At 34.7% G+C, this 19,202-nt stretch carries 18 protein-coding genes; 11 read left to right on the plus strand and 7 right to left on the minus strand.

From position 1 onward, the window contains the following. Positions 1 to 12 precede the first annotated feature (12 nt). From ftsY to ACFILZ_RS00465, 5 genes are all read left to right on the plus strand, one after another. On the plus strand, positions 13 to 1,281 hold the full coding sequence (gene ftsY, locus ACFILZ_RS00445) for a signal recognition particle-docking protein FtsY (RefSeq protein WP_375609977.1): 1,269 nt from the start codon (positions 13 to 15) through the stop codon (positions 1,279 to 1,281). Next, the gene (locus ACFILZ_RS00450; RefSeq protein ID WP_375609978.1) at positions 1,278 to 1,964 is read left to right on the plus strand and encodes a septation protein A; all 687 of its coding nucleotides are present in this window, start codon (positions 1,278 to 1,280) and stop codon (positions 1,962 to 1,964) included. The genes ftsY and ACFILZ_RS00450 overlap by 4 nt, the downstream gene beginning before the upstream one ends. Before the next feature lie 62 nt (positions 1,965 to 2,026). Further along, entirely contained in the window at positions 2,027 to 2,788 is a 762-nt protein-coding gene (gene gloB / locus ACFILZ_RS00455) for a hydroxyacylglutathione hydrolase (protein WP_375609979.1), read from the plus strand. 2 nt (positions 2,789 to 2,790) lie between these two features. After that, the gene (locus ACFILZ_RS00460) at positions 2,791 to 3,288 is read left to right on the plus strand and encodes a hypothetical protein (RefSeq protein ID WP_375609980.1); all 498 of its coding nucleotides are present in this window, start codon (positions 2,791 to 2,793) and stop codon (positions 3,286 to 3,288) included. Between the two features lie 196 nt (positions 3,289 to 3,484). Further along, positions 3,485 to 3,952 carry a hypothetical protein gene (locus ACFILZ_RS00465; protein WP_375609981.1) on the plus strand — a complete coding sequence of 156 codons (468 nt, stop codon included), beginning with the start codon at positions 3,485 to 3,487 and terminating at the stop codon, positions 3,950 to 3,952. Positions 3,953 to 3,974: 22 nt separating this feature from the next. Here the strand turns inward: ACFILZ_RS00465 and ACFILZ_RS00470 are convergent, their stop codons facing one another. From ACFILZ_RS00470 to rho, 6 genes are all read right to left on the minus strand, one after another. After that, positions 3,975 to 4,871, minus strand: a complete 897-nt coding sequence (locus tag ACFILZ_RS00470; protein ID WP_375606090.1) for a ParB/RepB/Spo0J family partition protein — start codon at positions 4,869 to 4,871, stop codon at positions 3,975 to 3,977. Between the two features lie 40 nt (positions 4,872 to 4,911). Continuing rightward, complete coding sequence (locus ACFILZ_RS00475; protein ID WP_375606091.1) at positions 4,912 to 5,709, minus strand: ParA family protein; 798 nt, start codon at positions 5,707 to 5,709, stop codon at positions 4,912 to 4,914. A gap of 6 nt (positions 5,710 to 5,715) precedes the next feature. Beyond that, positions 5,716 to 6,363: a 16S rRNA (guanine(527)-N(7))-methyltransferase RsmG gene (gene rsmG, locus ACFILZ_RS00480; protein ID WP_375607902.1), complete on the minus strand. Its 648-nt coding sequence runs from the start codon at positions 6,361 to 6,363 to the stop codon at positions 5,716 to 5,718. Further along, a complete protein-coding gene (mnmG, locus tag ACFILZ_RS00485; RefSeq protein WP_375609982.1) occupies positions 6,363 to 8,231 on the minus strand; it encodes a tRNA uridine-5-carboxymethylaminomethyl(34) synthesis enzyme MnmG in 1,869 nt (622 codons plus the stop codon). Before mnmG ends, rsmG begins: the two co-directional genes overlap by 1 nt. Before the next feature lie 105 nt (positions 8,232 to 8,336). Next, positions 8,337 to 9,644: a tRNA uridine-5-carboxymethylaminomethyl(34) synthesis GTPase MnmE gene (mnmE, locus tag ACFILZ_RS00490; RefSeq protein WP_375609983.1), complete on the minus strand. Its 1,308-nt coding sequence runs from the start codon at positions 9,642 to 9,644 to the stop codon at positions 8,337 to 8,339. Positions 9,645 to 9,675: 31 nt separating this feature from the next. Further along, positions 9,676 to 10,941 (minus strand): transcription termination factor Rho, encoded by a 1,266-nt coding sequence (gene rho, locus ACFILZ_RS00495; RefSeq protein WP_015857121.1) that lies wholly within the window; start codon positions 10,939 to 10,941, stop codon positions 9,676 to 9,678. 552 nt (positions 10,942 to 11,493) lie between these two features. Between rho and ACFILZ_RS00500 the strand changes: the two genes are divergently transcribed. The 6 genes from ACFILZ_RS00500 (at position 11,494) to polA (ending at position 18,321) form a co-directional block, all read left to right on the plus strand. Then, a complete protein-coding gene (locus ACFILZ_RS00500; protein WP_375606095.1) occupies positions 11,494 to 12,318 on the plus strand; it encodes a pyruvate, water dikinase regulatory protein in 825 nt (274 codons plus the stop codon). A 12-nt stretch (positions 12,319 to 12,330) separates the two neighbouring features. Beyond that, a complete protein-coding gene (locus tag ACFILZ_RS00505) occupies positions 12,331 to 12,927 on the plus strand; it encodes a Maf family nucleotide pyrophosphatase (protein ID WP_375606096.1) in 597 nt (198 codons plus the stop codon). Beyond that, positions 12,920 to 13,792: a shikimate dehydrogenase gene (locus tag ACFILZ_RS00510; RefSeq protein ID WP_375609984.1), complete on the plus strand. Its 873-nt coding sequence runs from the start codon at positions 12,920 to 12,922 to the stop codon at positions 13,790 to 13,792. The genes ACFILZ_RS00505 and ACFILZ_RS00510 overlap by 8 nt, the downstream gene beginning before the upstream one ends. Beyond that, positions 13,789 to 14,376, plus strand: coding sequence for a dephospho-CoA kinase (coaE, locus tag ACFILZ_RS00515; RefSeq protein WP_375606098.1), 588 nt, complete (start codon positions 13,789 to 13,791; stop codon positions 14,374 to 14,376). Before ACFILZ_RS00510 ends, coaE begins: the two co-directional genes overlap by 4 nt. A gap of 4 nt (positions 14,377 to 14,380) precedes the next feature. Continuing rightward, positions 14,381 to 15,088 (plus strand): DNA polymerase III subunit epsilon, encoded by a 708-nt coding sequence (dnaQ, locus tag ACFILZ_RS00520; RefSeq protein ID WP_375609985.1) that lies wholly within the window; start codon positions 14,381 to 14,383, stop codon positions 15,086 to 15,088. Between the two features lie 326 nt (positions 15,089 to 15,414). Further along, positions 15,415 to 18,321: a DNA polymerase I gene (polA, locus tag ACFILZ_RS00525; protein WP_375609986.1), complete on the plus strand. Its 2,907-nt coding sequence runs from the start codon at positions 15,415 to 15,417 to the stop codon at positions 18,319 to 18,321. Here polA and ACFILZ_RS00530 read toward each other — a convergent pair. Further along, complete coding sequence (locus tag ACFILZ_RS00530) at positions 18,318 to 19,196, minus strand: endonuclease/exonuclease/phosphatase family protein (protein ID WP_375609987.1); 879 nt, start codon at positions 19,194 to 19,196, stop codon at positions 18,318 to 18,320. The two genes, polA and ACFILZ_RS00530, sit on opposite strands and share 4 nt — an antisense overlap. Positions 19,197 to 19,202 lie beyond the last annotated feature (6 nt).

Below are 19,202 nucleotides of genomic sequence, written 5' to 3' on the forward strand. Positions count from 1 at the left end.
AGGAAATTTCTTATGACAAAATCTTTTATAAAAAAAATATTTTCTTTTAACAAATCTAAAGAGCAGGAAATGGAACAAATTTCTATTCCTGATAAAAGTGATATCATAGAAAAAAAGAAGGACAAAAATGAAAGAACAAAAAACAACGAAATCTCTATAGATACAGAAAAAGAAGAACAAACAAAAAATAAAAAGTCAACACCTACAAAGTGTGATGAAAAATCTCCACCTTTAGAATCTCATTCTGATAAAGCTTCCCTTTCTGTTAAAATTCCCCCTTATGGAAAAATTATTGTCACAAACACCATCCGTGAAAAAAAGGATGAAGAAATTTTGTCTGAATCCTTTGTTGAACAAAAAAAGACAGCGTGGTTTGGACGCCTTAAAAAAGGTCTATCGCTTTCTTCACAACGCCTAAGCGGATCAATTAGTGACCTCTTTGTTAAAAGAAAACTTGATGAAGCTACACTGCAAGAGCTCGAAGATATTCTGATTCAAGCTGACCTCGGTGTAGAAACGGCAACGCGCATCACGAATACTTTAGCTTCCAGTCGTTATGGAAAAGACCTCTCTCCAGATGACATTCATACTATTGTAGCTGATGAGATCAAAAAAGTTCTGGAACCTGTTGCAATACCATTAGAACTTGATCTCAGCCATAAGCCTCATGTTATTTTGCTAGTAGGTGTAAATGGCACTGGAAAAACGACAACTATTGGAAAACTTGCAGCCAAATTAACAGCAGGGGGATTAAAAGTTATGCTTGCAGCCGGTGACACTTTCCGAGCCGCAGCTATTGAGCAACTGCATATTTGGGGTGAACGTACTGATTCTCCTGTTATTTCTACAAAATTAGGTGCAGATGCTGCAAGTTTAGCCTTTGATGCTTTTGAGAAAGCAAAAAAAGCAAACAGTGATGTATTAATTATTGATACAGCAGGACGTTTACAAAATAAATCTGAATTGATGGATGAGTTAGCAAAAATTATTCGTGTTTTAAGAAAACACACCCCCCAAGCGCCCCATACAATCCTTCAAACACTTGATGCAACGACCGGACAAAATGCACTCAACCAAGTGGACATTTTCCGTGATATTGCTGGTGTTAATGGTTTGGTCATGACAAAGCTGGATGGAACAGCACGAGGAGGAATTCTTGTCGCTATCGCAGCAAAATATAAATTACCCGTTTATTTTATCGGTATAGGAGAGAATATTGAAGACCTTCAACCCTTTTCTGCTTCTGACTTTGCCGAAACTATCGCAGGAAAACATGCATGAAACAGCCTTTATCTAACTCTAATTCACATAATAATTCTGAAAAAAATGTGAATAACAATAAAAAAACGCCCCTTTCACCAACACTTAAGTTTCTTTTAGAAATGGGACCATTGGTCGCCTTCTTTTTTGCCAATTATAAAGGAGAATGGTTGATAAAAAACATTGAATTTTTTCAAAATTTTAGCAAGCCTATTTTCCCTGCAACAGCTATTTTTATGGTAGCAATTATTATTTCTCTAAGCTTATCATGGATTCTTGCAAAACAAATTCCTATTATGCCTCTTATTTCGGGAATATTTGTTTTAGTTTTTGGTTTTTTAACTCTCTGGCTTCATAATGAAACTTTCATAAAAATGAAACCAACAATCATTAATAGCTTATTTGCTTTGATACTTTTTGGTGGAATGTTTTTTAAAAAACCGCTTTTGCGTTATGCTCTTGATTCTACCTTAAAACTTGATGATTTAGGCTGGCAAAAATTGACCTATCGTTGGGCGTTTTTTTTCATTTTTCTTGCTCTTTTGAATGAAATTATTTGGCGCAATTTTAGCGATAATTTTTGGACGAGTTTCAAAGTTTTTGGCGTCATGCCTATAACAGTCCTTTTCATGCTTACCCAAATGCCTATCATTATAAAACATTCAAAAGGACTTTTTACAGAAGAGGACAAATCTGATTCTTAAAAAACTTACCATCACAAATTATTTTATAGATTCATTGCGAAACACTGTTCAGGAGAAAAAACATGTTGATTGAACAGTTTATCTGTCGAAAAGATAATTTTGGTGTGCTCATTCATGATGAAAAAAGTGGTATGACAGCCGCAATAGATGCTCCAGAAAGCAAAGCGATTCATAACGCTTTAAAGCGCCGTAATTGGACACTTAACACTATTTTTGTGACTCACCATCATCACGACCATGTAGAAGCCCTAGCAGAATTAAAACAAGTTTACAATGCTATAATTATTGGACCAGAAGCAGAAAAAGAAAAGATTCATCATCTTGATCAAACACTTCACCATGATGAGAAACTTTTTTTTGGTTCTCACACACTTTTAGCTCTATCAACACCTGGCCATACGCTAGGAGCGCTATCTTACTATTTTTCTGAAAAAAAATTACTGTTTGCTGGAGACACACTTTTTTCACTTGGTTGTGGACGTCTTTTTGAAGGAACAGCTGCACAAATGCTAAATTCTTTAAAAAAACTTCGTAAACTTCCCGATGAAACACTCCTCTATTGTGGACACGAGTACACAAAAAATAACGCTCTTTTCGCGCTAACAATTGACCCACATAATAAAAAACTCCAGCAAAGAGTAGAAGATGTTTTTTTACTGCGCGCAAAAAATGCCATGACTCTTCCTGTTACTTTAGGGCAAGAAAAAACAACAAATCCCTTTCTCCGCTGGGATGATAGTGTGTTGCGAAGAAACCTTGTAATGGAAGAAGAAACAGATGAAGAAGTCTTTGCTGAAATTCGAAGAAGAAAGGATAATTTTTAATCATGCTTAAGTTCGTATTACGTTTGTTCCTCCTTTTTCTTTTCGTGATACATATTCAACTAACAAGGGCAGAGGAAAAGGAAACAGATAATTCTTCTCTTATATCATCTCTCATCGCAAATTATCCCTTAACAGAAGATTTTTTTTTAAAGCTGGAAAAAATTGAAAAAGAATGTAAAAATTTACTTCCAGAAACAAAAAATAATCTTATAAGTTATGATTCTAGTATCCATTCTAGTATTGAAAATTACACTACCTATATTTCTAGTAAACCAAAACTTGTAAATATTTTAAAAGAAAATAATATAACACCGAAAGATTTTGCTTCAGGAACCTTAGCTCTTAAAGAAATATCAATGCTTCTCATATTTGTACCTGAAAAGGAATATTCTACTGAGAAAAATACTATATTTCTAAACAATCTTGAATTTGTTAAAAAACATTTTTTTAAAGCGACAATTCTTTTAGATAGCTGTGAAAAACTCATTTTGAGCAACTAATCAGCTATGAGACATTAAAAAATATCATCCCATTAATCTAATAAAAAAGTCCGTGCATTAAAAAATCACCGTGTTTTTATCATTCCTAATAATTGTGTTTATTTCGATTACATTTAACAAATGTTTTTCTAAAAATAAAGAATAACAGACGAAAAAATATTTATTGAAACTCAAAAAAGAAAGGATAATTTTAGTCATGTTTAAACTTCTATTGTGCTTTTTCTTCATTTTTCCTTTTGCATCATACGCTCAAGAAAAAAAACAAGAAATAGATGAGCTTTCTTTTATATCGCCTTTCATTGCAAATTATCCCTTAACAGAAGATCTTCTTTTAAAGCTGGAAAAAATCAAAATAGAATGTAAAAATTTATATTCAAAACCAGAACAAACAAATAAAAAAAGTGATTTAAATACTTATAATGATAATATTGAAAAATACGCTGCCTATATTTCTAATAATCCAAAACTTGTGAATATTTTAAAAGAAAATAATATAACACCGAAAGATTTTGTTGTTGCTCACCTAGCACTTCAAGCGACATTGTATGTACTTACTAATGAAGAAAATTCTACTTATGAAAAAAACTTTTTACCTTCAAGCAATATAGAATTTGCTAAAGAGTATATGTATAGAATAATAAAAATTTTAAAAGATAACTGTTAAAAAACATTTTTAGAACAATTGATTAACTTTGTAAACGCCGACAAATTTCATCTAATTGTTCTAATGAAGAGTAATGTATTTTTAAATCTCCACCTTTTTTACCATGTCGAATAATAACTTTCATTCCTATCACATCTGCAAGTAATTTTTCTAAAGATTTTGTTTCAGCATCTTTCTCCGAATTGGTACGTTTTTTAGTTTTAGGATTAGCTTGCTCATATGCAAGTATTTCTGTTTGACGTACAGAAAGCCCTTCACGAATAATTTTCTCAGCTAAATCTTGTGGATTATCAACGGTTATAAGACAACGTGCATGACCTGCGGAAAGTTGTCCATCAGTTAAAAATTGTTGTACTTTTTCTGGAAGTTTTAACAAACGAAGCGTATTTGCAACATGACTACGACTTTTTCCTATAACTTGCGCTAAATCTACTTGTGTATAATCATGTTCATTTAGAAGCATCTCATATCCCTTTGCTTCTTCGATAGGATTAAGATCTGCACGTTGAACATTTTCAATAATTGCCAATTCCAAAGCCGTTTTATCATCTACATCGCGAATAATAACTGGCAATTGGTTTAAATTTGCACGTTGTGCTGCACGCCAGCGCCGTTCACCAGCAATCAATTCAAACCGATGAGGATGATCTCTTAAAGGCCTTACAATAACCGGTTGAACCACACCGTGTTGACGAATTGATTGTGTCAAATTATCAAGCTCTGTTTCAGTAAAATGACGCCGAGGATTATGAGGATTACATGAAATAGATTCAAGTGGAATAAATTGCTCAGAAAGACTACCGGATTCATTTAATTTATCAAAGCTTGATGAACGTGCAATATTATTGTTTAAATTGATATCTCCAATCAATGCCGCTAATCCACGTCCTAGTCTTTTTTTTGAGAGATCATCATTCATAATTTTTCTCTTTGAATTTTTAGATTATTTTTTTATATTACTAAGCAGCAGCGCGTGCTTGTTTTTCACGTTGAATCACTTCTGATGCTAGACGCAAATAAGCTTGACTTCCAGCACATTTGAGATCGTAAAGCAATACAGGTTTACCAAAAGAGGGCGCTTCTGATACTCTTACATTTCGTGGAATAACAGTACGATAAACTTTATCTCCCATAAAAGAGCGTACATCTTCAACAACTTGATTTGAAAGATTATTACGTCCATCATACATTGTTAGAACAATACCTTGGATCTCTAAAGATGGATTAAGTACGGATCGCACTTGTTTTACTGTTTCAAGTAATTGACTTAAACCTTCAAGTGCTAAAAATTCACACTGCATAGGCACTAAAACAGAATCCGCAGCCCCCATAGCATTAAGTGTTAAAAGATTAAGGGAAGGAGGACAATCAATTAAAACATAATTGAATTTTTTTTCCATTTCCGGATCATCATAGAGAGCTTTACGTAAGCGTTGTATGCGATCTTTTGATGAAGAAATTTCCATTTCCACTCCTAAGAGATCAAGTGTAGAGGGAACTATATAAAGATTGGGTACGGCTGTTTTTAAAGCCGCCTGTGTAATTGAAACGCCCGAAACCAAAACATCATAAGAAGATAAAGGACGGCTATTACGATCAATCCCTAAACCTGTACTAGCATTACCTTGTGGATCAACATCCATAATAAGGACATTTTCACCAATAGCCGCTAAAGCTGTAGCAAGATTAATTGCTGTGGTTGTTTTTCCGACTCCACCCTTTTGGTTTGCAATAGCGATAATTCGTGTTTCGCTCATTTTGCTCTACCCTCTATATGATCGAATATGAGAAATTTCCAAAATAACAGAATTTTCATCAACTTTACTTTTATGTTTTAACAGATCAAAGTGCCAATTGGCAGAGGCATTTTTTATTTCTGTAGCGTAATCCCGACCTTTTTGCAAAAGAGCTATTGTTTTTTCTGTTAATAAAGGAAAAATGAGTTGTAAAAGAGTATCAAGCGGCGCTAATCCTCGTGCCGTTATAATATCAGATATGGGAATTTTTTGATATATATCTTCAATTCTAGCGTGATAAACCGTTGCTGGAAGATTAAGTTGAGCAATAACTGTTCGCAAAAAAGCAACTTTTTTCCCATTACTTTCAACAAGATTAATATGTCCTGCTTTTTTTTCTTTCAAAAAGATAGCAATCACAATTGCAGGAAAACCTCCTCCTGATCCTAAATCACACCAATGTAAAGAGTGAGCATACAAAGGAAAAATTTGTGCTGAATCTAAAATATGTCGTGTCCATAGATCTGGTATAGTTGTAGCAGATATCAAATTAATATGTGCATTCCATTGAAGTATTAAAGACTCAAACTGCATTAAATTTTCCATCGTTTCACGTGAAACAGAAGGAATAATATTTAATAATTGTTGATATTTTTTTTCTGTAGAAAAATCCATTAAGCTGTTTTAGCCTTTTCACGCCGTTGACGTTGAATATATGTAATAATAAGTGATAATGCGGCAGGAGTCATGCCATCAATTTTTTGTGCATCAGCAATTGAACGAGGCGATACTTCTTGAATTTTTGATTTAAGTTCATTTGAAAGACCTGAAATTGCCTCAATATTAAGAGAAGAAGGAATTTCTAAACGTTCATCTCTTTGAAGAGAGGCAATATCTTGTGCTTGTTTATCTAAATAAACCGCATATTGTGCTTCAATTTCTAAAGCTTCAACTGTTTTAGAATCAATTTCTTGTAATTGTGGCCATAAATGTGAAAGACGCTCTACAGTCATATGAGGATATGCAAGAAAATCATAAGCCGAACGCCGAATTCCATCATGGTTAACGTGTAATCCATGAGCAGAAGCTTCATTAGGTGTTAAAAAGAGATTTTGACATATTGATCGTGCTTGATCAAGCCGTTGTTGCTTTTTCTGATAATAATCCCAACGTACTTTACTCACAATACCCCATTCTTTTGCCAAAGGTGTTAAACGCGTATCAGCATTATCAGATCTTAAAGATAAACGAAATTCAGCACGTGATGTAAACATTCTATAAGGTTCACAAACACCACGTGAAACCAAATCATCAACCATAACACCAATATAAGCAGTAGAACGACTTATAAGTATTTCATCTAATTTACCTACCTTGCGTGCAGCATTTAATCCAGCTAAAAGACCTTGTGCTGCCGCTTCCTCGTATCCTGTTGTGCCATTAATTTGGCCCGCTAAAAACAAACCTGGTAAAGAGCGTACTTCCAAACTTTTCGTTAATTGTTGAGGATTAACAAAATCATATTCAATAGCATAGCCAGGTTGCAAAACTGTAGCATTTTCCAATCCTTCAATGGTTTTCAATAAAGAAATTTGTACATCTTCAGGAAGAGAAGTAGAAAGACCATTTGGATAAACAGTATCATCATTTAATCCTTCTGGTTCTAGAAAAATCTGATGTCCATCACGTTCTCCAAATTTAACGATTTTATCTTCAATTGAAGGACAATAACGTGGTCCTAATCCTTCAATATTTCCAGAATATAAAGCAGAACGATAGATATTTTCGCGAATAATTTTATGTGTTTGTGCATTTGTACGCGTTATTGCACATTCAATTTGTGGCTGTTCAATTTTCTCTGTTAAAAGAGAAAAGGGAACGGGATTTTCATCTGCTTGTTGTTTTTGGAGAGTTTCCCAAGCAATTGTTTTTTTACTCAGACGAGCAGGGGTTCCTGTTTTTAATCGTCCAAGTTTTATATGATATTTTTTCAAATGTTCAGCAAGTTTCACACTTGACTGATCTCCCATACGACCAGCAGCCCATGTTTTATTACCAATATGAATAAAGCCATTTAAAAATGTACCTGTTGTTAAAACAACAGCACCAGAAAAAATTGTTCCTTGTTTTTTTAAAATAACACCTGATACACAATTATCTTTAACAACCAAATCAAGTACTTCATCCTCAATAAGAATAAGATTTTCTTGTTCTTTTAATAATTTTTGAATTGCTTCTCTATAAAGTTGTCGATCTGCTTGTGTCCGTGGTCCTCTTACTGCCGGTCCTTTACGTCTATTAAGAAGTCTAAACTGAATTCCAGCAGCATCTGCTGCTCTTCCCATGAGACCATCTAACGCATCTATTTCACGAACCAGATGCCCTTTTCCAAGACCACCAATAGCAGGATTACACGACATTGTTCCCAGTGCTGATATTTTATGTGTAACAAGCGCTGTTTTGGCTCCTACACGTGCTGAAGCTGAAGCCGCTTCACAGCCAGCATGACCACCACCAACAATAATAACATCATATGATCGCATTTAATTCATTCCGTAGAAAATTTCTAAGGTTTCACGTGAAACAGGATATAAATTACATAATCTTTATAATCTGTCTATGAAATAATCAATGTTTCACGTGAATCATTATTTACCAACACAAAACTCTGAAAAAATGATATCAAGCAAATCTTCAACATCAATATCTCCTGTAATTTTTCCAAGAAAATCACTTGCACGACGGAGATGTTCTGCACGTAAACTGAGATCAAAAGAATGATAATTGAGAGCAAACTCAATCTCTTTAACAGCTTCTTTTAATAATTGAAGTTGCCTTTTACGTGCTGGAACAATATTTCCAATTTCAGAACCACGATGATAACAAAATAATTCAAGTTCTTTGATAAAAGAATCAAAATTTAAACCAGTTAATGCGGAAAATTGTATAGACCAACGCTGATCATTTTTTTCATAAAGATCAAGCTTATTACCAACATGCCATATTTCAGCCGATGTTTCTGGTAAATCAACTTGCTTAGGATTTCCTATATCATAAACCAAAATAACCAAATCAGCTTCTCTAACATGCTGTTTAGCAACTTCTATTCCCATCTGTTCTATTTTATTTTCTGTTTTTCTAAAACCAGCAGTATCGGTTAAAAAAACAGGTAAACCACCAAGAATAATTCTCATTTCTAAAGCATCACGGGTTGTTCCTGCTTCTTCCGTTACAATAGCAACAGATCTTCCTGAAAGACGATTCATAATGCTTGATTTTCCAGAATTTGGAGCACCAGCAATAACAATTTTTAATCCATCACGTAAAATACTCGCACGTTCTCCTTCAGTAATATATTCCCTAATAGAAGTACAAAGATCCTCAACATCTTTCCAAACTTTATCAGATATTGCGTTGGGAATATCTGCTTCATCAACAAAATCAAGTTCTGCCTCAATAAAAGCACGCGCCTTCATAAGCTTATGACGCCAATCACGATAAAGCGTCGTTAAATGTCCACTTGTACCCATAACAGCTAAACGCCGTTGGCTTTCCGTTTCTGCTTCTATTAAATCAGCAAGACCTTCTGCTTGAACAAGATCTAATTTTCCTTCCATAAAAGCGCGACGTGAAAATTCACCTGCCTCTGCAATACGGCATCCAGAAAATGTTGACAATTCATCGAGAAAACGATTAACGACTGCTTTTCCTCCATGTAAATGGAATTCCGCACAATCCTCCCCCGTAAAACTATGAGGAGCAGGAAAAAAAACAGTTAAACCAGAATCTAAAAAACCACCATCACGAGCAGTAAGATTTCCATAATGCATAAAACGTGCTTTAGGTAAACGACCACAAAGCGTTTTAACTATATCCACAACATGAGGACCAGAAAGCCGAATGACTGCAACCCCTGAAGGTAACAATCCACTCGAAACAGCAAAGATTGTATCCACAGGTTTTATCCTAATAAAAACTTTAATGACTCTACGTATTCATTGAATCAAAAAATTCACTATTATTTTTCGTTTGCTTTAATTTATCAATCAAAAATTCAATTGCATCAGTTACATTCATAGATGCTAAAATACGACGAAGAACAAAAATTTTGTGTAAATCTTGTCGTTCTACCAGAAGTTCTTCCTTACGCGTTCCTGACTTTAAAATATCCATAGCAGGGAAAATACGTTTATCAGCAACTTTACGATCAAGAACAATTTCCGAATTACCTGTTCCTTTGAATTCTTCAAAAATAACCTCATCCATACGACTTCCTGTATCAATCAAAGCCGTTGCAATAATGGTTAAAGATCCGCCTTCTTCAATATTACGTGCTGCACCAAAAAAACGTTTTGGACGCTGTAGGGCATTTGCATCCACACCACCTGTTAAAACTTTACCCGAAGAAGGAACAACTGTATTATATGCACGCCCAAGACGTGTAATAGAATCGAGGAGAATAACAACATCACGCCCATATTCAACGAGACGTTTGGCTTTTTCAATGACCATTTCTGCCACTTGTACGTGACGTATTGCAGGTTCATCAAAAGTAGAAGAAACCACTTCTCCTTTTACTGAACGCTGCATATCAGTAACCTCTTCTGGTCGTTCATCAATTAAAAGAACAATGAGATAACATTCAGGATGATTAGTGGTAATAGAATGAGCAATATTTTGAAGTAAAACTGTTTTTCCCGTCCGTGGTGGTGCAACAATTAGTCCCCTCTGTCCTTTTCCCAATGGAGATATCAAATCAATCACACGTGATGACATATCTTTCTCTGTAGGATCTTGTATTTCCATTTGAAAACGTTCATTTGAATAGAGGGGAGTAAGATTATCAAAGTGAATTTTATAACGGATCTTTTCAGGTTTTTCAAAATTAATTGTATTAATTTTAAGGAGAGCAAAATAACGTTCTCCCTCTTTTGGACTACGTATGGGGCCTTCAATTGTATCGCCTGTTTTTAAAGAAAACGACTGTATTTGTGCAGGTGAAAGATAGATATCATCAGGTCCAGGAAGATAATTAGCATCAGCAGAGCGCAAGAATCCAAATCCATCTTGTAAAACTTCGACAACACCTTCTCCTATAATTTCAACGTCTTGTAGAGCAAGTTTTTTCAAGATAGCAAACATTAGTTCTTGTTTGCGCATAAGGGAGGCATTTTCAACTTCTAATGTTTCAGCAAAAGAAACAAGCTCAACGGGATTTTTGCTTTTAAGTTCTTGTAGTTTCATTTTTTGCATGAAATATGCTCTTTGTAATTAAGGAGAAGATTGTTCTAAATAATTTATGGAAATTTATGAGTGAAATATTCTTTAAGAAAAAATATCCTACACTCAATTTTTTTAATCTGCAAGTACCATTTATATGAAATTTGTTCCTGTAATATTAAGTAATTATATGAAAAACTTGAAAAAATATAAAATCCAAATAGTATTTAATTATTTTAATAACAAAAATATGAGTTAAAATTATAGCATCAATGAAATGTTATTCAAAAGTATTTTTTACAGAAATTTATATTAATAAATTTATATTAAAGAAAGAATTATTCTTATTTATAACTGTGTTTAGTGTGGATTATTATTTATCCTCAATTTTATCCACAAAAGGAACTGAAAAAAGAATAAAAATAACACTATCTTAAAGATATTATCCCCTCTTTTTTATAAGAGGGATAAAATTATCACAAGCATTTAATTTGTGCATAAAAAAGGAGAATTTTTCATAAATTTTAGTTTTATAAAAAACGGTGAGGATATATACACATGTCTTAACAAGGAGTTAAAATTTTTGTGACAAAAGAAAAAAAATTCTTTCATTTACACATGCTTTCTGATGCAACGGGGGAGACATTAATTTCTGTTGGAAGAGCTGTAGCATCCCAATATGCAATGTGTCAGGCAACAGAGCATATCTATCCTATGATTCGTAATAAAATACAGTTACAAAAAGTTCTTGATGAAATACAACAAGAGCCAGGTATTGTTCTTTACACAATGATTGATGAAGAACTTAAACTACTCCTTCAAAAAAAATGCAAAAAAATAGAAGTTCCCTGTATTGATATATTGTATCCTGTTCTAAATGCTTTTCAGTCTTACCTTGGAATGCCAACTCATTTACGTGTTAGTGCACAACATGATCTTAATGCAGATTATTTTCGTCGTATTGAGGCACTGGATTTTACAATAGAGCATGATGATGGACAGTCTTCCAGTAGCTTATCTGAAGCGGATGTAATTCTTGTAGGAATTTCAAGAACCTCTAAAACGCCAACAAGCATCTATTTAGCAAATCGTGGAATCAAAACGGCTAATGTTCCTCTTATTCCAGGAATTGATTTGCCAGAATCTCTTTTAGAGGTAAAAAATTCTTTAATTATTGGTTTAATTGCTTCAGCTGAAAGAATCTCACATATTCGTCAAAATAGAGATTTAGGAGAAGGTTTTGCTCTTGATAATTATACTAATCGTATCAGCATAGCTGAAGAATTAATCCATGCAAAACGCATTTGCGAACGTTTTGGTTGGCCTATTATTGATGTCACGAGGCGCTCTATTGAAGAAACTGCTGCTGCAATATTTGAACTTTTATCACGATTTCGTGAAGGAAAGTGAGAGAAAATCCTCATGGACGCAGATACGTTAATATTAGCATCTCTTAGTTTTTATCGTGCACAGTTGTTGAAAAAGGCAGGTTTAAATTTTTTAATTGAAGGCGCTTCTTTTGATGAGAGAGAAGTAGAAAAAACAACAAAAGAAAAAACACCTAAAGAACTTAGCTGTTTTCTTGCAAGTGCAAAAGCAAAAAATGTTTCAGATCGTTTTCCTGATGCTTTCGTTATTGGTTGTGATCAAGTTCTTGATTTGGAAGGTAAAGTTTTTCATAAAGCAAGAAATATTAAGGAAGCACATCAACGTTTATGTGAGTTATCAGGAAAAACCCATTCTCTTCATAGTGCGGTAGCTTTATTTAAAAATGGTCAAAAAATTTGGGTTGAAGCTTTTAGTGCACATATGTCTGTACGTTTACTCTCGTTAGAATTTATTGAACGTTATTTAGCACGCGTAGGAAAAGATGTTCTAAACAGCGTAGGAGTATATCAAATTGAAGGAGAAGGGATTCATCTCTTTGAAAAAATTGAAGGAGATTTTTTTACCATTGTTGGTTTACCTTTGCTGCCTCTACTCATAAAATTGCGCCACTTAGGAATTATTGATGGTTAACTTAATAATAAAAAAGACAAATTATCCGCGTGCTTTTGTTGTTGGTTCTCCAATTCATCATTCAAAATCGCCAAGAATTCACAATTTTTGGCTTAAACAATATAGTTTACAAGGAGAATACCTTGCACAGGAAGTAACATCCGAAGAATTTAGTCATTTTATTGTTTCTTTACAAAAAATGGGCTTTTGTGGAGGAAATGTTACTTTGCCTCATAAACAGGAAGCCTTTCGTTTAGCAGATTATAAAGACGAGAGAGCAACAATGATAGGTGCTGCTAATACACTTTGGTATGAAGGAGATAAACTTTGTGCCACAAATAGTGATGCCTATGGTTTTAGTGCTAATCTTGATGATTTTGCATCTGATTGGGGAGGGGAAACAGCTCTTGTTTTTGGGGCTGGGGGCGCTGCACGCGCTATCCTATATGCTTTAAAAAAACGCGGATTTGAACAAATTTATTTAATTAACCGTACAAAACAACGCGCTGATAATTTAGCTCAGCATTTTGGAAAGATCATTAAAGTTTACGATTGGCATAAAATCCATGAAATACTTCATCAAGCTGATTTAATTGTTAATACAACCTCTATTGGCATAAAAAATCCGGAAGAAAAAAGTGATTCTTTTTTTTGCGATTTTCATAAAGCAAAAACAACGGCATTAGTAACAGATATTGTTTATACACCATTGATAACTCCTTTTTTACAACAGGCAAAGGCTTGTGATCTCAAAACGGTTGATGGGCTTGGGATGCTTCTACATCAGGCTGTTATAGGATTTGAACGGTGGTTTGGAATAAAACCACAGGTAACAAAAGCGTTAAGGGCAGCCATTTTAGAGGATATGAGTGAAGAAAGAGAATGAAAATTATAGGATTAACTGGATCAATAGCTATGGGAAAATCAACAGTTGCTGATTTTTTCAGACAAGCGGGTATTTCTATTTTTAGTGCTGATGAGGCGGTACAACAACTCTATAAAAGTGAGCCAGTTTTGTCACTCATAGAGCGTATTTTTCCTAGTGTTGTTGAAAACGATGAAGTTAACCGTTTGAAACTTTCTGAAATTTTGATTGATGATAAGGAGAAATTACAAACATTAGAAAAAATAATTCATCCTTTGGTGCAAGAAAAAGAAAAAGAATTTATTGATACAGCGCGCAAACAAGGGGAAAAATTAGTTATTCTTGATATTCCACTTCTGTTTGAAACAAATGGTGAAAATCGTGTAGATAGCGTTATTGTTGTTTCTGCTCCACCAGAAATACAAAAAGAACGTGTAATGATTCGCCAAGGTATGAATGAGAAAAAATTTGCCTTTATAAATGCCCAACAAATGCCAGATGAAAAAAAACGAGAACGTGCTGATTTTATTATTGATACAGGGAAAGATTTAGAAAATACCCGTCAACAGGTTTTTGATGTGATAAAAAAATTGCTAAAGAATTAAAATCATGCGTGAAATTATTTTTGATACAGAAACAACAGGTTTAGATAAAGAGAAAGATCGCATAATCGAAATTGGTTGTGTAGAAATGGTTGATCGTTATCTTACAGGGCGCCAATTTCATGTTTATTTAAACCCTGAAGGCGTTATTATTCCTGATGAAGTTGTAGCAATTCACGGATTAACCAATGAACGCCTAAAAAACGAGAAAAGTTTTAGTGATATTGTTGATGAATTTTTGGAATTTATTAATGGCGCGACAATGATTGCGCATAATGCGAGTTTTGATATTGGTTTTATTAATGCAGAATTAAAACGCGTCAATAAGCCGCTCATCAGTGTTGATAATATTCTTGATACATTGGCTATGGCACGGCGTAAATTCCCTATGGGTCCTAATTCTCTTGATATTTTATGCAAACGTTTTGGAATTGATAACAGCCATCGTGTTCTTCATGGTGCTTTACTTGATGCAGAGATTTTGGCCGATGTTTATATTGAATTGATTGGTGGAAAGCAGGGCATATTGGGTTTTGATAACAGAAAGAGTGTTGATGAACATATTCAAAGTGACAAAGATATGCCTTATACAGTTAAATTTCGCCCACAGGCTTTACCTTCAAGATTGAGTGCGCAAGAAAAAAGATTGCATGCTGATTTTATCAATAAAATGGGTGAAAAAGCTCTGTGGAATAACTTCAAAGTTTATGAATAATATTCTTATCTTTTCTCTAAACAAGCTATTTAAGGTTAAAAATATAAAATATGGATACCAAAAAAAACGGTCGTTGTGGGGAGGGGAACACCACAACGACCTTGTCGTTACATTGTACCTCAGCTATCATAGGAGGAGCAAAATGAAAGCTATTAATCCTGTAACAGCAAAGAAAAGCTCTAGGTACTTAATATAAGTGCAACGACTTCATGTCTTATGGAAAGAAAAAATGGCTTTTTAGAGGCAAAGTAAAAAAATAAAATAAAAATGAAAAAAATATATACAGGTAATTTGTTTTTTAGCTGAAATGGAGAAATAAAATTGTCATGAAAGCAACAGATCATCTTTTGTTGGTTGACGGATCAGGCTACATTTTTCGTGCTTACTATGCTTTGCCACCTTTAAAACGTAAAAAGGATGGACTCCCTGTAGGAGCGGTAGCTGGTTTTTGTAATATGTTATGGAAATTACTTTGTGATGCTCGTAATACAGCTATGGGTATTGTTCCAACACATTTTGCTGTTATTTTTGATTATTCATCTGATACTTTTCGGAAACAAATTTATCCTCAATATAAAGCGAATCGCGCTGAACCTCCTGAAGATCTAATTCCTCAATTTTCTCTGATACGCCAAGCAACAAAAGCTTTTAATTTGCCTTGTATTGAAAAGGAAGGTTTTGAAGCGGATGATTTAATTGCTACTTATGCAAAATTGGCAACGAAGGTTGGGGCAAAGACAACCATTATCTCTTCTGATAAGGATCTTATGCAACTCGTAAATACACATGTGTCCTTGTATGATGGAATGAAAGACAAGCATATAGGTATTTCAGAAGTTATAGAAAAATGGGGTGTTGAACCTGAAAAAATGATTGATTTACAAGCTTTGATCGGAGATTCAACGGATAATATACCGGGTATTCCAGGCATTGGTCCCAAAACTGCAGCCCAGTTGTTAAATGAATTTGGTTCTCTTGATCTTTTATTGCAACGCGTAACAGAAATTAAACAAACAAAACGGCGTGAAAACATTCAAGCTTATAGAGAACAAGTTAAAATGTCTCGTGAGCTTGTTAGGCTTAAAACAGATGTCCCTATAGACAGTGATTTAGATGATTTTATTTTGGAGCCACAAAATGGTCCGCGTTTAATTGCTTTTTTGAAAGCGATGGAGTTTTCAACATTAACGCGTCGCATAGCAGAGGCAACAACATGCGATGCAGCTGTTATTGATGCACTTGATATAGATGTTGAATGGGAAAAACTAAGCTATGGACATGATTTAGATATAAAAAATACTGAACGTGCATCTTTTCATAATTTTTCTGAAAATTCTCCACAAGTTTTTGCACAAAAACGTAAAGATCAAGCACTGTCTCAAAAAATTACAAGAGATACTTACACAACGATTCTTGAGGAGGAAACTTTAAAAGAATGGTTATGGCAAGCACAAGAACAGGGCTTTTTTGCTTTTGATACTGAAACAACCTCTCTTGATCCGATGCAAGCAAAGCTTGTTGGTTTTTCACTGGCATTACAACCAGGAAAAGCAGCCTATATACCACTTGAACATTTTGAGGAAAAAGAGGACCTTTTAAGGGATGGGCGTATTGCCTCGCAGATTGAGACCCAAAAAGCTTTGGCACTTTTAAAACCGCTATTAGAAGATTCAGCGGTGTTAAAAATTGGTCAGAATATAAAATATGATTGGTTGGTGATGAAGCAATACGACATTGTTATACGTTCTTTTGATGACACTATGCTTTTGTCATATGCTTTTGATGCTGGAACTTTAACCCATAATATGGATGATTTGTCTGAACGTTGGCTTGGACATAAACCAATTGCCTATAAGGATTTAACGCATAAAGGAAAAAAAATTACTTCTTTTGCACAAGTAGATTTAAAACAAGCTACCCTTTATGCGGCGGAAGATGCCGATATAACGCTACGCCTTTGGCAAGTTTTGAAACCGCAACTTGTTGCTCAGAAGATGACAAAAATTTATGATCGCCTTGATCGACCACTCATAGAAGTTCTTGCAAGAATGGAAGAACGTGGGATTCTTGTTGATAGGCAGATTTTATTGCGCCTTTCAGGAGAATTGGCGCAAGCTACTTTGATTCTAGAAGAGGAAATTTACAAACAAGCTGGTGAAAAGTTTAACCTTGCTTCACCAAAGCAATTGGGGGATATCCTTTTTGGCAAAATGGGATTACCTGGAGGCGCTAAAACCAAGGGCGGACAATGGTCAACTTCTGCACAGACCTTAGAAGAGTTGTCTGCTGAAGGTCATCTATTACCGCGTAAAATTATTGAGTGGCGTCAACTTGCAAAGCTAAAATCTACCTATGCCGATGCTTTGCCTTCTTATATTTTACCAAAAACAGGGCGTGTTCATACGAATTATTCTTTGGCAATAACATCAACAGGGCGATTGTCATCATCAGAGCCAAATTTGCAAAATATTCCAGTACGAACTGCTGAAGGACGTAAAATTCGAACAGCTTTTATTGCTCCCAAAGGGCACGTGTTGCTTTCTGCTGATTATAGTCAGATTGAATTACGCATTCTTGCACATATTGCGGATATAAAAGCATTAAAAGAAGCTTTTGCTAAAGGACACGATATTCACGCTATAACGGCGTCACAAATGTTTGGCGTTGCAATAGAGGGAATGCATTCAGATATACGACGGCGTGCAAAAGCGATTAATTTTGGTATCATTTATGGTATTTCAGCTTTTGGCTTAGCCAATCAATTAGGAATTTCACGCCAAGAAGCGGGTCGTTATATTCAATTGTATTTTGAAAGGTTTCCAGGAATTAAAGATTATATGGAAAAGACAAAAAACTTTGCACGTGAAAATGGTTATGTAGAAACAATTTTTGGACGTCGTATCCATTATCCAGAAATAAAAGCAAAGAACGTAAAAATTCGTTCCCTTAATGAACGGGCAGCGATTAATGCCCCGATTCAAGGCTCTGCTGCAGATATTATTCGCCGCGCTATGATACAGATGGAAGATGTTTTAAAAGGAGAAAATCTGTCAGCAAAAATGTTGCTGCAAGTACATGATGAACTGATTTTTGAAGTACCAAAAGAAGAGAGTAAAAAAACCATGGACGTTGTTAAAAATGTTATGGAAAATGCTACAATGCCGGTTTTATCTTTATCTGTACCCCTTGAAGTAAAAGTCATGACAGCTCAAAATTGGGATGAGGCACATTAACTTTTTTTATTTATTTTATGTTCAAGAACGTTCATGGCGTTGGCAAGATTAAGGTAGGCTTTTATAGGCAAATGATCTGAGGCAATACGTGCAAGTGGTGAATGATGATTTTCAATATTTGTTACCAATTGGTGGGGAAAAGCAAAAACGCGATCAAGGGCTAAAAGAGGAAAACGCGAAGGAAAGCTTGGCACAACTTCAAGTGTGTTATCAAAATAGGGAGAAAAATGATTCAAAGATGAGCCTTTTCCTATCCGCCATTCATTAAAATCTCCAATGAGGAGTGTAGGCATAAGGGAGCGTTTTTGCAAAATTGCAAGGAGCATTTTTGTTTGTTGTTTACGAGAATAACGTAATAAGCCAAAATGAGCCGCAATAATACGAATAGGGCCTGCTTGCATTTCCAATTCTACAATTACAGCCCCACGTGGTTCAATACCAGGAAGAGTGACTTGTAAAGTTTCACGTACATATCCCTTTCGCAAAAAAAGAGCGTTCCCATGCCAACCATGACCATGAGGTGACATGGTATTGAGAGGCACAGGAATCAAGCCAGTTTCAGCTTTTAATAGCTGAAGATTAATCAAGCCAACGCGCTCTCCAAAACGTTTATCTGCTTCTTGAAGAGCAAGGATATCAACTTGTAATTCATTAATAACACGTACAATACGTGTAGGATTAAAAATTTTATCAATACCTACACATTTATGCACATTATAGGAAGCAACGGTTAGATCATAATTATCATTTGGCTTGATGATGTTTGGTTGATGATGAGAGCGGCTATAGATTGCCTTTAAAAGGGAATTATGGAGCTTTTGTTGGATAAAACCGGTAAACCAAGGAAACTTTTGCTTGTAAGGTATTTTTGTCATTTTGCG

Source organism: Bartonella sp. AP40SXNS (genome assembly GCF_042195825.1).
Taxonomy (GTDB): domain Bacteria; phylum Pseudomonadota; class Alphaproteobacteria; order Rhizobiales; family Rhizobiaceae; genus Bartonella.